Annotated in this window: 13 protein-coding genes; 4 read left to right on the forward strand and 9 right to left on the reverse strand. The window is 35.0% G+C overall.

The features are described from left to right. The 4 genes from EGI22_RS01545 to EGI22_RS01560 all read right to left on the reverse strand — a co-directional run bounded on the left by EGI22_RS01545 (nucleotide 1) and on the right by EGI22_RS01560 (nucleotide 3,028). Nucleotides 1-519 carry a hypothetical protein gene (locus tag EGI22_RS01545; protein WP_255065873.1) on the reverse strand — a complete coding sequence of 173 codons (519 nt, stop codon included), beginning with the start codon at nucleotides 517-519 and terminating at the stop codon, nucleotides 1-3. Further along, nucleotides 520-1,371 carry a rod shape-determining protein MreC gene (gene mreC / locus EGI22_RS01550; protein WP_255065874.1) on the reverse strand — a complete coding sequence of 284 codons (852 nt, stop codon included), beginning with the start codon at nucleotides 1,369-1,371 and terminating at the stop codon, nucleotides 520-522. A gap of 76 nt (nucleotides 1,372-1,447) precedes the next feature. After that, nucleotides 1,448-2,479, reverse strand: coding sequence for a rod shape-determining protein (locus tag EGI22_RS01555; RefSeq protein ID WP_255035915.1), 1,032 nt, complete (start codon nucleotides 2,477-2,479; stop codon nucleotides 1,448-1,450). Between the two features lie 153 nt (nucleotides 2,480-2,632). Further along, the gene (locus EGI22_RS01560; protein WP_255065875.1) at nucleotides 2,633-3,028 is read right to left on the reverse strand and encodes a MerC domain-containing protein; all 396 of its coding nucleotides are present in this window, start codon (nucleotides 3,026-3,028) and stop codon (nucleotides 2,633-2,635) included. Nucleotides 3,029-3,213: 185 nt separating this feature from the next. On the opposite strand from EGI22_RS01560, the gene EGI22_RS01565 reads away from it, so the two are divergent. From EGI22_RS01565 to EGI22_RS01575, 3 genes are all read left to right on the forward strand, one after another. Beyond that, complete coding sequence (locus EGI22_RS01565; protein ID WP_255065876.1) at nucleotides 3,214-3,696, forward strand: DUF4442 domain-containing protein; 483 nt, start codon at nucleotides 3,214-3,216, stop codon at nucleotides 3,694-3,696. A gap of 21 nt (nucleotides 3,697-3,717) precedes the next feature. After that, entirely contained in the window at nucleotides 3,718-6,126 is a 2,409-nt protein-coding gene (locus tag EGI22_RS01570) for a 3-hydroxyacyl-CoA dehydrogenase/enoyl-CoA hydratase family protein (RefSeq protein WP_255065877.1), read from the forward strand. 61 nt (nucleotides 6,127-6,187) lie between these two features. Then, nucleotides 6,188-7,363: an acetyl-CoA C-acyltransferase gene (locus EGI22_RS01575; RefSeq protein ID WP_255065878.1), complete on the forward strand. Its 1,176-nt coding sequence runs from the start codon at nucleotides 6,188-6,190 to the stop codon at nucleotides 7,361-7,363. A gap of 328 nt (nucleotides 7,364-7,691) precedes the next feature. On the opposite strand, the gene ppk1 is transcribed toward EGI22_RS01575, so the two are convergent. Together ppk1 and EGI22_RS01585 are read right to left on the reverse strand one after the other, a co-directional pair. Further along, nucleotides 7,692-9,890, reverse strand: coding sequence for a polyphosphate kinase 1 (gene ppk1 / locus EGI22_RS01580; protein WP_255065879.1), 2,199 nt, complete (start codon nucleotides 9,888-9,890; stop codon nucleotides 7,692-7,694). Between the two features lie 122 nt (nucleotides 9,891-10,012). Beyond that, nucleotides 10,013-11,206, reverse strand: a complete 1,194-nt coding sequence (locus tag EGI22_RS01585; protein WP_255065880.1) for a PAS domain-containing sensor histidine kinase — start codon at nucleotides 11,204-11,206, stop codon at nucleotides 10,013-10,015. Between the two features lie 193 nt (nucleotides 11,207-11,399). On the opposite strand from EGI22_RS01585, the gene hemA reads away from it, so the two are divergent. Next, a complete protein-coding gene (hemA, locus tag EGI22_RS01590) occupies nucleotides 11,400-12,659 on the forward strand; it encodes a glutamyl-tRNA reductase (protein ID WP_255065881.1) in 1,260 nt (419 codons plus the stop codon). A 54-nt stretch (nucleotides 12,660-12,713) separates the two neighbouring features. On the opposite strand, the gene EGI22_RS01595 is transcribed toward hemA, so the two are convergent. The 3 genes from EGI22_RS01595 to rdgB form a co-directional block, all read right to left on the reverse strand. After that, nucleotides 12,714-13,556, reverse strand: a complete 843-nt coding sequence (locus EGI22_RS01595) for a 1,4-dihydroxy-2-naphthoyl-CoA synthase (RefSeq protein WP_255065882.1) — start codon at nucleotides 13,554-13,556, stop codon at nucleotides 12,714-12,716. A 22-nt stretch (nucleotides 13,557-13,578) separates the two neighbouring features. After that, on the reverse strand, nucleotides 13,579-14,439 hold the full coding sequence (locus tag EGI22_RS01600) for an AraC family transcriptional regulator (RefSeq protein WP_255065883.1): 861 nt from the start codon (nucleotides 14,437-14,439) through the stop codon (nucleotides 13,579-13,581). Between the two features lie 193 nt (nucleotides 14,440-14,632). Then, nucleotides 14,633-15,220, reverse strand: coding sequence for an RdgB/HAM1 family non-canonical purine NTP pyrophosphatase (gene rdgB, locus EGI22_RS01605; protein ID WP_255065884.1), 588 nt, complete (start codon nucleotides 15,218-15,220; stop codon nucleotides 14,633-14,635). Between the last annotated feature and the right edge of the window lie 6 nt (nucleotides 15,221-15,226).

The following is a 15,226-nucleotide window of genomic DNA, read 5'->3' on the forward strand; positions in this document are numbered from 1 at the left end:
TTAAGAATTTTGAAGACTTTTAAAATATACATGTAACAAAAATGTTACAATGGATGTAAATAATACGCTTGCTACCACTTTCAATGAAGTATTTAAGAAGAACTTTAGAGAGCCGGCCTCTAAGAAAAACAAATAGAAATGATGAATAAAAGTAAGAATTACGATATATCTAATGAATCTTTCCATTCCCATGCCGTCCAAAGATATCACTAAATCTGTTTCGAGGCCTTTGGTAGGAAATAAAATTTTAATGATATAAATTCGGAGATATGCTAAAAGCAAAGCTGCCGAAGCATGCAACCCAGCCGTATTGTAAAACATGTCAACAATAAGTCCCGTTATAAAAGCTATTAATAAAACCGCGGAAACGGGTGTGTTGCTAGGCAAAAAAAGTATTATCGAGATATAAACAAAGCAAAATGCCACATCAAAAAACACCAAGTTGCGGACTATGAATACTTGAAGAAACAAGTACAAAGCCACAGTGCCTATTATTTTAAATAATGTTTGAGTATTCACTTAATTTATTGGTTTTGCTTCTACTTGACTTTGTTTGTTTATCAGTTTGTTATTAACAACATATACATACACCAAACTTGAAAAATCTGTCGAAAGTCTAACATTTATATCAAAAAATGCCTCACTCGGAATGGCTGAAATTTTGCTAATTCTTCCAACCATTATTTTAGGAGGAAATATTGAGTTTTGCATAGAAGTAACAACACTGTCGCCTTTACTTATTGGCTTAAACCTATCTACAGTATTTAGTTTAATAACTTTTGAATTTGCTCCTTCCCATTTACCAATACCAAGAGCGGTCTTTCCTTCTTTTCTAAGATTAGCATTTAAGATTTCAGATGATACCGAAAGCTTGGAATGCAAAATTGAAGAAACTCTAGAATATTTCTCATTGCAACTCATTACTTGCCCTACCACACCTTGTGGGCAAATCACTCCCATACCTGGCACAATACCATCATCGCTTCCTTTGTCAAGTGTTATATAATTATCCGCTAAGTTTTCGGTGCTACTAATGACTTTCGCCACCAAAAAATTAAACCGACCTGCCATTACTGAATCAGGCTTATATCCAACCTCTTTTAACGCAACTAATTCTCTCGATTTTGTAAGTTCTTCTCTAAGTTTCTTGTTTTCTAAGGCTAGTTGGTCGTTTACCTTCCCCAAATTCATAAACTCCCTAACCTCTTGAGAGGTTTTCATTGATTTAGCAACGGCAGCATTGGTAGAATTGAAAAAAGTAACATTCCAATAAACACTGTTTTTTGAAATTAAGTAGAAGCATGCTATCTGCAAAAACAGAAACATGAAAAAATGCCTTATTCTATATAATATCCCGAATAATTGAGACATGAATTGATATATTTAAAAAAAGGTATCCAAATTGTTTATGAATGGATACCCCTTGAGAAAATACTTTTATGTTTTTTTATTGAACCAATACCGCTTGGTATTTGTCAAGATTTTTCAAAATTTCGCCAGTTCCTCTAACTACAGCTTTTAATGGATCATCGGCAACGTGAATTGGTAATTTTGTTTTTACCTCCAGTCTTTTATCAAGACCATGTAACAAAGCTCCACCACCAGTCAGGTAAATTCCATTTTCATAAATATCCGCCGAAAGCTCAGGTGGAGACATTTCCAAGGCTCTCATTATGGCCTCTTCTATTTTAGAAATAGACTTATCTAGTGCGTAAGCTATTTCACTGTAGGTTACTTTAATTTCCTTTGGTATGCCAGTCATTAAGTCACGTCCTCTGATTTCTATGTCGGCAGGTGGATTTTCAAGATCAGGCAAGGCAGATCCAACTTGAATTTTAATAAACTCTGCAGAACGCTCTCCAATTAGTAAATTGTGCTCCCTTCGCATGTAATCAACGATATCTCTTGTGAATAAATCACCAGCAATCCTTACAGATGACTCACATACTATACCAGATAAGGCAATAACTGCAATCTCTGTAGTACCACCACCTATGTCTACTATCATTGAGCCATTAGGTTGTTCGATGTCTATCCCGATACCTATAGCAGCTGCAATAGGCTCATGAACCATATAAACTTCTTTAGCTCCTGCGTGTTCGGCAGAATCCTTTACAGCTCTTTTTTCTACTTCAGTGATTCCTGAAGGAATACAAATCACCATTCGGTGAGAAGGGGAGAAGAATAAGTTACGACCTGTATTTATCATTTTTATCAAACCTCTGATCATAAGCTCGGCTGCTGTAAAGTCAGCTATTACTCCGTCTTTTAGAGGTCTGATGGTTTTAATATTTTCGTTTGTTTTTTCGTGCATTTGCATGGCTTTATGACCAATAGCAAGCACCTTGCCGGAAACTTTGTCTAAGGCGATAATCGACGGCTCGTCGACAACTATTTGATCCTTGTAAATAATCAAGGTATTAGCAGTACCTAAATCTATTGCAATATCACTCGTAAGAAAACTAAAAAATCCAGCCATCGAAGCTTTTGGGTTAATGCTTTTTTAAATTGAAAGTGCAAATTTATAATTAATTTTTTCAAATACCTTTAATACCACCATTTTTATTCGAAAACTATGAATCTTTATCAAAAAGTACCAGAAAAAGGCAGTTTGCCTTTAAAATTCAATTTTTTAATGACTATGATTTGAGCAAGTTTTTTGATGCATATTCCAGTTATTTATATATGCAAACGCCATCAAAAATGACCCCATTACTACAAATGCGGATTCTAAATTTTCGTTAACTATAAACAAGCCAATGTATTGTGAAATTGCCGCTCCAATAAGCAGTTTTAAAGGCAATGATTTATGGTGAATTTTATAATCTTTTGTTAGTAAAATAACTGCCAAAATCAAACTACTAACAACTAAAATAATTTCAAAAGTATGATTTAAAAAACCTTTAGCTACAATTGGTAAAAGTGTAATAATAAAAGGCATTGAAAGGCAATGAATTAAACATATTAGCGAAAGCGTCATGCCAGTTTTGTGGAGTAAATGAGAATGTTTCTTTATTCTTTTTAACATCTTGTTTTTTCGTAAATGCAACGTTGCTGCAAATATAATCAAATTCTATTGATTTAGGTTCCTTTTATTTTCTATAACTTAAATTTTTATTAGTATGCTTGCATAATATTATTGGATGGATTAGATTTGTAATTGTTATGCTTGCATACTATTTTATCTAAAAATAATTAAAGTTCTATCAAAAAATGAATAAATTGTCTAGGCAAATTCATAAATTGAATGCTTTTCCAGCTTTTATTCGGCCATGGTTTACAAACTTTATTATCGGTAGGGCTGTTAAACTAATAGGGACTTGTGGAATAAAGTTTGAAACTTTAAACCCTTATGAGGTCGCTATATTTTTGGAAAATAAAATAAAAGTACGCAACCATATTGGGCAAATACACGCTGTGGCCTCGAGCCTTTTAGCAGAAACAGCTACGGGAATTGTTGTTGGAATGTCGATACCAGATGATAAAATACCGCTCATTAAAGACATGTCGGTAAAGTTTATAAAACGAAGCGAAGGTTGGCAAAGAGCTGTTGCAAAATTGGATGATATCCAAATTGATAAATTAAAAAATGAACCCAAAGGTGAATTTATTGTGCCAGTAAAAGTGATAGACCAAACAGGAGAGGAAGTGATTTTGGCTGAAATGAATTGGGCTTGGATTACAAAAAAGAAATAATCGAAAATTAAAACATATATAATGAAACGAACGATTAAAAAAGTAGCAGTTTTAGGTGCAGGTATAATGGGAAGCCGAATAGCTCTTCATTTTGCAAATATTGGTTGCGATGTGTTGCTTCTTGATATGGTACCTAATGAGGCAGATGAATCAGAAAAAGCTAAAGGCTTAGATACTACAAGTCCGATAGTGAGGAATCGTATTGTAAATAGCTTATTTCAAGCGGCTTGCAAGGCTTCTCCCTCACCCATATACAGTCAAAAATCTTTAGCTAAAGTAAAGCTCGGAAACTTTGACGATGATATGGTCAAAATCAAAGACGTAGATTGGATAATAGAAGTGGTGGTAGAAAAATTGGCAATTAAGAAGCTGATTTATGAAAAAGTGGAGGCTCACCGCAAACCAGGTACTTTGGTTACGTCTAACACTTCGGGTATTCCCATTCATTTGATGTCTGAAGGCAGAAGTGAGGACTTTGAAAAGCATTTTTGTGGAACGCACTTTTTTAATCCACCGAGATACCTAAGACTTCTTGAGATAATACCTGGCCCAAAAACTGACCCAGAAATAATAGACTTCTTAATGCACTACGGGGATTTGTTCTTAGGAAAACAAACGGTATTGTGTAAAGACACCCCTGCATTTATTGCAAATAGGTTGGGCATTTATGCTATGGTTCAAACTATAAGGGCTACTGAAGAACTTGGTTTAACTATCGAACAAGTAGATAAACTTACAGGCTCTATTGTTGGTAGACCTAAATCTGGCTCGTTTAGACTTTCAGATGTGGTTGGACTTGATACAACAGTAAATGTTTGCAATAACCTATCCGCTATATTAACTACTGATGAGTCAGTGGAAGCTTTCCAATTGCCTTCAATTATGGCAAAATTGATGGAAAACAAGTGGCTAGGTGACAAAACAGGGCAAGGGTTTTATAAAAAAACCAAAGATGAAAAAGGTAAAACTTTAATTCTTGGTTTGGATTTCGCTACGATGGAATATCGCCCTTCTGAAAAAGTAAAATTTGCTACTTTAGAAACAACAAAAGGAATTGATACTGTAGCTGGTAGAATTCCGGTTCTTTTGAAAGGGCCAGATAAAGCTGGAGAGTTTTACAGAAAAACCTTTGCTGATGCTTTTAAATATGCTTCCTTCAGAATTCCTGAAGTTTCAGACGAACTGTATAAAATAGATGATGCCATTTGTGCTGGATTTGGATGGCAATTGGGTCTTTTCGCCACTGCCGATGCAGTTGGTGTGAAGGCTTTTGTAGAAATGATGGAAGGCGAAAGCCTTAAACCTGCTCAATGGGTTTACGATATGCTAGCGGCTGGATGTGAGTCTTTCTACAAAATAGAAAACGGCAAAAAACTTTACTATGATATTCCTTCTAAGTCTTATAAATTAATTCCTGGTACTGAGTCATTTATCATTTTGGATAATATCAGAAAAACCAATGTAGTTTGGAAAAATGCTGGAGCTTCAATTTTTGATTTAGGCGATGGAATTCTTGGTGTTGAATTTCAGTCGAAAATGAATACACTTGGAGCTGAGCCTGTGGAAGCATTAAATAAAGCTTACGGTATAGCCGAAAAAGACTTTAGAGGATTAGTTATTGGAAATGATAGCCAAGAAGCTTTCTCTGCTGGTGCAAATTTGGCCATGTTATTTATGTATGCCGTAGAACAAGAGTATGACGAAATAGACATGATGATCGCTGGATTTCAAGAAACCATGATGAGAGCGAGGTATTCATCGATTCCTGTTGTTACAGCAGCACATTCACTTGCTCTAGGTGGAGGTTGCGAAATTAACCTTCATGCCGACAAAGTTGTAGCTTCTGCAGAAACTTATATGGGACTTGTAGAGTTAGGTGTAGGTCTAATTCCAGCCGGAGGAGGCACTAAAGAGATGGCCTTAAGAGCCTCAGATATGTACCAACCTGGCGATGCCGAATTGAATATTTTGCAGACGGCATTTATGAATATCGCTCAAGCCAAAGTTTCGACATCTGCACAGGAGGCTTTTGATATGAACTATCTAAAAACTGACCGCGATCAGATTGTATTGAACAGAAGCCGTTTGATAGCTGAGGCAAAACAAGCCGCTATAGAATTGGCTGAAAATGGATATACTATGCCAACCCGTCGCTCTGATATTAAGGTGCAAGGTAAAACAGGAATAGCGATGTTTAAAGCTGGGATTAAGTCTATGCGAATGGCCAACTACATCACCGACCATGATGCATTAATAGCCGAAAAGTTGGCCTATGTGATTTGTGGAGGAGACTTGAGTTCACCACAAATGGTAACAGAGAAGTATTTATTAGAACTTGAACGTGAGGCGTTTAAGTCACTTTGTGGAGAACGTAAAACAATGGAAAGAATGCAAGGTTTGTTGAGTGGAGGAAAACCACCAAGAAACTAAGTCGCATTTTTCAAAAATTGAATTTATTATTGGTTTTTAAAGATTAAAAAATAAAAATATTATGGACGCATATATAATAGATGGATATAGGTCGCCGGTCGGAAAAGCTCCAAAAGGCGTTTTTAGATTTACGAGACCCGATGATTTGGCCGCTGATGTCATCAAGTTTTTGATGGAAAAAGTACCTGCTTTAGACCCAAGTAGAGTAGACGATATAATAGTAGGAAATGCTGTACCAGAAGCCGAACAAGGAATGCAAATGGCAAGATACATTTCATTGCTTTCTCTAGGCAAAGCTGTGCCAGGTGTAACTATCAACAGATATTGTGGGTCCGGAATTGAGGCTATTGCTATGGCAGTAGGAAGAATTACTGCTGGTCAAGCAGATTGTATAATTGCCGGAGGTACAGAGTCAATGTCGATGGTACCTACTACTGGAGTTAAATTGGCCTTGAATTATGACATTGCCACAGAACACCCTGATTATTACATTGGTATGGGACTAACTGCTGAAAACGTTGCTCAGAAATATAAGATTTCGAGAGAAGATCAAGATGAGTTTTCTTACCAATCTCATCAAAAGGCATTAGCTGCACAAGCTGCTGGTTATTTTGATAGTGGTATTGTGCCTATAACAGTGAAAGAAACGTATTTCGATGCAGCCTCTGGAAAAAAGAAAAACAGAGAATATGTAGTTTCAAAAGATGAAGGCCCAAGAGCTGATACGAGTGTTGCGGCATTGTCAAAACTGAGGCCTGTGTTTGCAGCTGGTGGATCAGTAACTGCAGGAAATTCTTCTCAGACTTCTGATGGGGCAGGTTTTGTTATTGTTATGTCGGAGAGATTGATGAAAGAACTGAACCTGAATCCTGTAGCTAGAATGGCTTCGTATTCTGTTGCTGGTTGTGAGCCAAGTTTGATGGGAATCGGGCCAGTTTTTGCTGTGCCAAAGGCCTTGAAACAAGCAGGGCTAAGCTTAAACGACATCGATTTAATTGAACTAAACGAAGCCTTTGCGGCTCAAGCTTTGGCTGTTGTAAATGAGCTTGGAATAGATAAATCAAAACTAAATCCGAATGGTGGTGCCATTGCTTTAGGACACGCCTTGGGTTCAACGGGAGCCAGGCTTACTGTTCAGATTTTTAATGAATTGAAAAGAAGAAATCAAAAATACGGAATGGTTACTGCCTGTGTAGGTGGAGGCCAAGGCGTAGCTGGAATCTACGAAATGCTTTGAGATTAGATTGATTGTTTAATAGATTAGATTGATTGTTTAATAGAGATGAAATTACACCTTCAGAAATGGGGGTGTTTTTTTGTGCTTGGTGGTACAATTTTTCAAGTAGCACAAGAGATTTTGTTTTTAAGTATAATTCAGCGATTTGGAAAACCGCTTTACTGTTTCTCTACAGATTCCATTTTTATTACACCATCGAGTTGTTGGAATATGGCCATTACAAATCAAAAACATCCAGCGGCTAAAGTAGCAATTTCAATTTATTTATTTGAATTCATTTGTTGAGATTGTTTTATGATTTTAATCTAAAACCGTGACAATTTTATAATTAAAAAAGATTCGTTAGCTCAACATCTTGTTTGGTTTTATCAAAGAAATATTTGTGAATATTTATGATTTCATTTTCGTTTACAACCTTTTTATAATCCCCGTTTTCTTGAAGTTCATAGGCGTTGAAATTATCCATAAGGTTCAATTTCAAAATTCTGATTAATTGATTTTTTATGTCTAAATTGATAAATTCAAAAAGGGATTCTATTCTTTTGTCAAAACTTCTAACCATCATATCGGCACTTCCACCATATACTTTCGGGTCCCCATTATTATGGAAATATATGATTCGGGCATGCTCTAGATAGTTCCCAACTATAGAGCGGACTTTGATGTTTTCGCTAAGGCCAATTCTTCCAGGTCTTAAGCAGCAAATTCCTCTAATAATTAATTCTATTTTAACACCACACTGAGAAGCCTTATAAAATTCTTCTATAATGTCTTTGTCTTCTAATGAGTTCATTTTGAGACATATACCTGATGGTTTACCTTCCAAAGCATTTTTTGCTTCGTTTCGAATCAGCTCAATTAAAGCATTTCGCATATGTTTAGGAGAAGTTATCAAATTGGTATATCCATTTGGTTGTGAATGACCAGTAATAACATTAAAAAACTCTGCAATGTCTTTTGTGTAATCTTGGTTGGCTGTTAGTAATCCTATATCAGTATAAAGTTTAGAGGTGTCTTCGTTGTAGTTTCCACTAGCCAAATGGGCATATTGTACAACTTTTGAGCCTTCTTTTCTCACAATCAGCATCAATTTGGTGTGGGTTTTTAACCAACCGATACCATATATTACGAAACAACCAGCCTTTTGTAGTTTTTCCCCTTCTCTTATGTTGTTTTCTTCATCAAATCGGGCTTTAATCTCAAACAATGCCGAAACGTGCTTGCCTTTTTCAGCTGCCCTTAGCAAAGCTGCGGTTATTCTGGAATTTTTAGCCAATCTATAAATTGTCAATTTTATAGAAAGTACATTTGGGTCATCTGCTGCTTTTTCGATTAGATTTATAACTGGCTCGAAACTATTATATGGATGATGGAGCAATATGTCATTTTCTTTTATTGCATCAAAAATACTTAGCTCTCGATTTAAGTTTTTTGGAGTAACGGTAGAATGTGAGGGTGGCAAAAGAGGTTTAAATTCTGGATGATTTACTATTTGCCAAAGTCTCGTGTAATCCATCAACTCGTGATTGATATGGATGTTGTATTTATCTATTTCCCATTTCTTTTTTAAAATATCCATCATATAATCTGATGGTTTGTTTTCTATTACCAAACCAACCACTCTTCCGGCCTGACGGCTTCTGATTTTTTCTTTTACCTCATCCACAAAATCAGCATCCACGTCATCGTTTTCATCTAAAGTAAAATCTCCATTTCTGATGATTCGGAAAAGATCTATAGACTCTATGGTGATGTTTTTATATAGTTTATGAATTTGGCATCTTATGATCTCTTCTATTGGTAGAAATTCTATAATGTCCTCATTTTCAAACTCAAAGAACTTTGGTAAATTAGATGGAATTTGCACAAAAGACAATTTTTTATTATCTTCTGTTTCTGGAAATAAGGTGGTTTGTAATTCTATAGAAACTACGCCAAGAATAAGATTTTTTGGTAATAAAATTGGGAAAGCATGCGTGTGATCACAAACCATTGGTGTGAGCATAGGATAGATAGTGTTATCAAAAAACGCCTCTACTTCTACTTTTTTTATGTGATTCAGATCCTCATATTTTATGATTTTGAAACCATTTTCAACAAAATTTGGCGTCAATTCTTCTCTAAAAATCCTGTTTCGCTCGTCTATAAATTTTTTAATGTTGTTCAGTAATACCTTCTTAAACTGCGTTTCCCTTAGTCCTGAGTAATCTACACGCTCTTTATCGTAGTCAATGTAGTTGTATAGACTACCAACCCGCACGGTAAGAAACTCGTCAAGGTTGCTTGCAGTGATGGCAAGAAACTTAAATTTTTCAAAAATATTAAGCTCGGGCTTCCTAACCTGATCTAATACTCTTTCATTGAATTTTAACCAACTTAAGTCTCGACTTATTAGCTCCGACTTTTCAATATTATTATCTGATTTTTGGTCTTTGGTGGAGGGTTTATATGTATATTCGCTTTCCTCTATTTTGAAATCTAACAAGTCTTTGAAAAACGAAATCACCCCTTCTGAAACACTACTCATTTTTTATCTTTTAAAAACACTAATCTTTATAACTTAAAACGAAATACAAATTTACGAATATTAAACTAAACCATTTTTATTAAATATTTAACACTAAAAACCCGATGGATATTTGAAAATTTCTAAATAATAATTCTAAATGTTGTGCCTTGGCCAACTTGTGAACTTAGCACGAATATTTGCCCATTATGGTAAATTTCTATGATTCTTTTAGCGAGCGTCAAGCCCAATCCCCAGCCTCTGTTTTTTGTAGAAAAACCTGGGTTAAATACTTTTCTTTGGATGGCATTTGTCATTCCTTTTCCGGTATCGGTTATGTCAACTACCAATTTGCCACCCGGATTTTTATTGATATTAATGGTTAAGCTGCCTATTCCAGTCATTGCATCTACAGCATTTTTACAAAGGTTTTCTATCACCCATTCTAATAGGTTTCGGTTTACTTTCTGAATGTAAGGGGCTTTTAGGTTATTGTTTACTGTCCATTTTATTTTTGTCGAAATTCTAACTTTTAAATATTCTATCGTGTTTTCAATTAGCTCTCCAAGGTTCTCATCTTTCATGGTTGGTTCGGATCCTATGTTTGAGAATCTATTGGTTATCGTTTCTAAGCGAGAGATATCTTTGAGCATTTCGTCACCAATGGATGTGTCAAAGGCCGGGTTAATTTTTAAAACTTCTATCCAGCCCATCAATCCAGAGATAGGTGTTCCTAGTTGATGTGCCGTTTCTTTTGCAAGTCCAACCCATACCCTGTTTTGTTCGGCTTTTCTAGAAGAAGAATATGTTAGATATGCCAAAGTACCGAAGACCAGAAATGTAAATATAAGAATATATGGAAAATAGCTGAGTTGTTTTACTATTGTTGAATTTGCGTAGTACACATAACCTTTGCTATTACCAATGGTAAATTCTATGGGCTGATGTTCTTCCCTCATTTCTGCTATTTTTTCAAGCAAGAGATTATTTTTGTCTACTTCTGACCAATTTCTCGTGGTATCATCTAGCTCTGGAATATTTTTATTAATATTGGGGCTTCCATCTAATACTAAAATTGTCGGTACGGTTTCGTTAGCATCTGTAACTTCTTGTACATAAGTGTAGTCACAGGTACTTTCTAATCCTTGGTTAATAATGAAACCTAGACTTTCGGCGTATAATCTCGCATATTTTTCTTCTCTATCTTCTAACGTTTTTCTAACGTCGTTAAAATAATAAAGTAGACCTATGACAAATGTCAAGAGAATTGCCGTTACAATAAGTCGTTTGGTGGAAATGTTTACATATAAATCGTAAAAAAGTCTTTTTCCTTTCATATATATTAAAAATGGTAGATAAAATTTATTGGGTTAATAGAATCTAAACTCAGTTTTTCGCCGTACTTATATGCAAAGAGGTTAAAGATTCTAATTTAGAATATTTCTAAATTAAATAAACTGCCTAATGTCATAACAAATATACCTAGGGATGGCTGTATTTTTGTATAAATTTTTTATCAATAAGTAAAAGATGAGCGAAAGATTAAGAGTAGTTTCAATTTCATATAAAAACGCACCTTTAGAAATAAGGGAACGTTTGGCTTTAAACGAAAGCGAAACAAAAGCATTCTATTTAAAGTTAAAAGACGTTTTAGGGCTAACAGAAGCTTTGGTACTATCTACATGTAATCGAACAGAGGTTTATTATAAATCTGAAGAAAAAGTTTCCACAGAAATAATAAAATTATTAGCTGCTCAAAAAGGTATTTTATCATCTGAAATAATCACATACTTTGAGTACGTAGATGACGAGCAAAGTGCTATTTCATATCTATTTGAAGTTTCTTTAGGTCTTCACTCTCAGGTGGTTGGGGATCAACAAATTATAAACCAAGTTAAATTAGCTTATCAATGGTCAGCGGATATGGATATGGCCGGACCGTTTATCCATAGAGTACTTCACGCAGTGTTTTTTGCAAACAAAAGATTGGTTCAAGAAACATCTTTTAGAGATGGGGCTGCTTCTACTTCGTATGTGACGGTAGATTTGATGGAGAGCTTTTTGCCTATGTTATCCAATCCAAAAATATTGGTTCTTGGTTTGGGAGAAATAGGAGAAGATGTTGCCAAAACACTTTTTGAAAAAAATATAACAAACGTAACAGTTTGTAATAGAACAAAGGAAAAATCTTTAGAAATCGCTGAAAAATTTGCTTTTGAGGTTTTAGAATTTGAAAGTTTAATATCTGAAATTGGTCATTTCGATGTTGTAGTTTCTTCAGTTAGGGCTGAAAAACCAATTATTAAAAAGTCATTTTTCAATAATAATAAATCCGTAAAATATCTTTTTGATTTATCAGTACCTCGTAGTATAGAGCCTGATATTGATAATGTTGCTGGCTTGGTTTTATATGGTTTGGATGAAATTCAGAAAAGAACTGACAATGCCATTGAGAAAAGATTAGAGGCTATTCCAGAAGTCAAGTCTATAATAAATGAGATGGTTGTAGATGTGGAGAACTGGTCTAAAGAACTTTTAGTTTCTCCTACTATTCATAAACTAAAAAATGCTCTTGAAACAATCCGCCAAGAGGAAATGAGTAGATATTTGAAAAGCATGAGTGTAGAGGAAGCCGATAAAATGGATAAAATCACCTCGGCTATGATGCAGAAAATTATAAAACTTCCGGTTTTGCAGCTTAAGGCAGCTTGTAAAAGAGGAGAAGCAGATACATTAATTGATGTTCTGAATGACCTTTTTGACTTGGAGAAGGTGAAATTAAAAAATTAAGATTTTTATAATATCATAAAAAAAACGGAAGTGTAATGCTTCCGTTTTTTGTTTTTAAGAGTATCGCTCAAAATTATCCCAATTAGGCGGGCGTTTTTCTAGAAATGCATTGCGTCCTTCTTGAGCTTCTTCTGTCATATAACCCAATCGAGTAGCTTCTCCAGCAAATATTTGCTGACCCACTAGCCCATCGTCTATAAGATTAAAAGCAAATTTTAGCATTCGTATTGCCATTGGGCTTTTTTGTAATATTTCCTGAGCCCATTGATAGGCGGTATCTTCAAGCTCTGCGTGAGGAACAACTGCATTTACCATTCCCATTTCGTATGCTTCCTGTGCGTTGTAATTTCTCCCTAAAAAGAATATTTCACGAGCTTTCTTTTGTCCAATTTGTCTAGCCAAATAGGCAGATCCATATCCGGCATCATAACTAGCAACGTTGGCATCTGTTTGTTTAAATATGGCGTGCTCTTTACTTGCTAAAGATAAATCACATACTACGTGCAAACTATGCCCTCCGCCTACCGCCCAGCCAGTTACGACAGCTATAACGGGCTTGGTCATAAATCTGATCTGACGTTGCACTTCCAAAATATTTAATCTATCTCTTCCATCTTCTGCTCGGTAGCCACCTTTTTGACGAGCATTTTGGTCTCCACCTGAACAAAATGCCCAACCTCCATCTTTGCTTGAAGGCCCTTCGCCAGAAAGTAATACAACGCCTATTTTAGGGTCATGAGTGGCGTCTTCGAATGCATCGAAAAGCTCAAAAGTCGTTTTAGGCCTAAATGCGTTTCTAATATCTGGTCTATTGAAAGCTATCCTAGCTACGCCATTACATTTTTTGTAAGTTATATCTTCGTATTCTTTTACGGTTACCCAGTTTATTGTTGACATGCTGTTGTTATTTTATACAAAACTAATTTAATGTGTCTATAAATAAAACCTCTTTTCGGTACTCTCTCGGACTTTTTCCTTTAAAATGTTTGAAAGTCTTATTGAAATGTGAAATGTTGTTGAATCCACTTTCAAAACAAACATCAGATATGCCGAGGTTGTTATGCAATAGTTTGCAAGCATTGTTTATTCTAAATTCGTTCAGAAAGTCGGTAAAGGTCATATGGGTCATTTTTTTGAAATACCTACAAAACGATGGTACCGTGAGGCTAGCAATTTCGGCTATTGTTTCTATTTTTATCTCGTTAGTATAATTGTCCTCTACATAATTATAAATTCTGTTGATTCTTTCTTCGTCTTGGTGTCTGAAATCAAACCTTGAGTCTCGGCTATTCAGTATTTTGTATTCAGAAGATTGGGACAATATTTTTAAGATTTCTAAAAGGTGTATAAGTCTATCCAATCCTTTTAAGGAAGCAAGAGTTTCCATTTTTTGTGCTATTAAAGAACGGGTTCTTCCGAAAAATGATATTCCGAAAATAGCTCTTTCAAATAGTTTTTTAATTGTTTCCATTTCCGGAATTGACATGAATTCATTGCCGAGAAATAGGTCTTTCAATTGCACAATGATTTCCTCATGTTCTCCAATTACACCGTAGCCCAAACCAGTATGTGGTAAATTGGGTCCTAAAAACATAACTTCGCCTTCTTGGTATTCGCCTAGATGGTTGCCTATGTGTAATTTGCCGGAACCTTTTTTTACGTAAATTATCTCATACTCAGGATGTTGATGCCAAAAAAATCGATCGTTCTGTGATTTCCATTGGATAAGCTTGAATGAACTGCCCTCGTCTGGAGCTATTTTTTCGAACTCTACTTTCATGCTTGGTTAACTACAAATCTAAACAATATAGAAATTTGATGTTAATGTAGTACAAGTATTGGAAAATATTGTAATAGTTTGAAGATAATTTTTGATATAATTTTGTATATAATTAGAAAGCGGTTAAACTTTCTAAGACGATATTACTTGATAAAAACCTATGATTGATAAAAGTAACGGAGACTGTTCTTCGTTATTTTTTTGTTTTAAGGTATTCCAAAAGTTTTTTAATGGCGTTTGCCCGATGGCTAAGTTGGTTTTTTTGTTGTGAGGACATTTCAGCAAATGTAATATCGAAACCATCCGGCATAAATATTGGATCATATCCAAAACCTCCTTCGCCTATACATTCTGTTATTATTTTTCCTGAAATTTCACCTTCAAAAAATGAAGTTTTATTATTTAGAATCATTGTAATAGCTGTTCTGAATTTGGCATTTCTATTGGTTTTGCCTTGCATTTCAGTTAATACTTTTTCAATGTTTGCCTCGTGATTTGTAGGTTCACCCGCATATCTTGCAGAATAAACCCCAGGTTGATTTCCTAAGGCTTCAATTTCCAATCCCGAGTCATCTGCGATTACATTTATGTGGTATTTCTCATGAATATAATCTGCTTTTATTTTAGAATTTTGCTCAAGTGTCGTACCATATTCTTCGATTTCATCCTGGCAACCGATGTCATTCATGGTTTTGATTATAAATTCTTCTCCAAGCATTGCTTGTAGTTCTTCTATCTTGTGAGCATTATTTGACGCTAAACAGAATTCTATTTTTTCCATGAATAT

Origin of the sequence: Lacihabitans sp. LS3-19 (assembly GCF_024343575.1) — a bacterium.
GTDB lineage: Bacteria > Bacteroidota > Bacteroidia > Cytophagales > Spirosomataceae > Leadbetterella.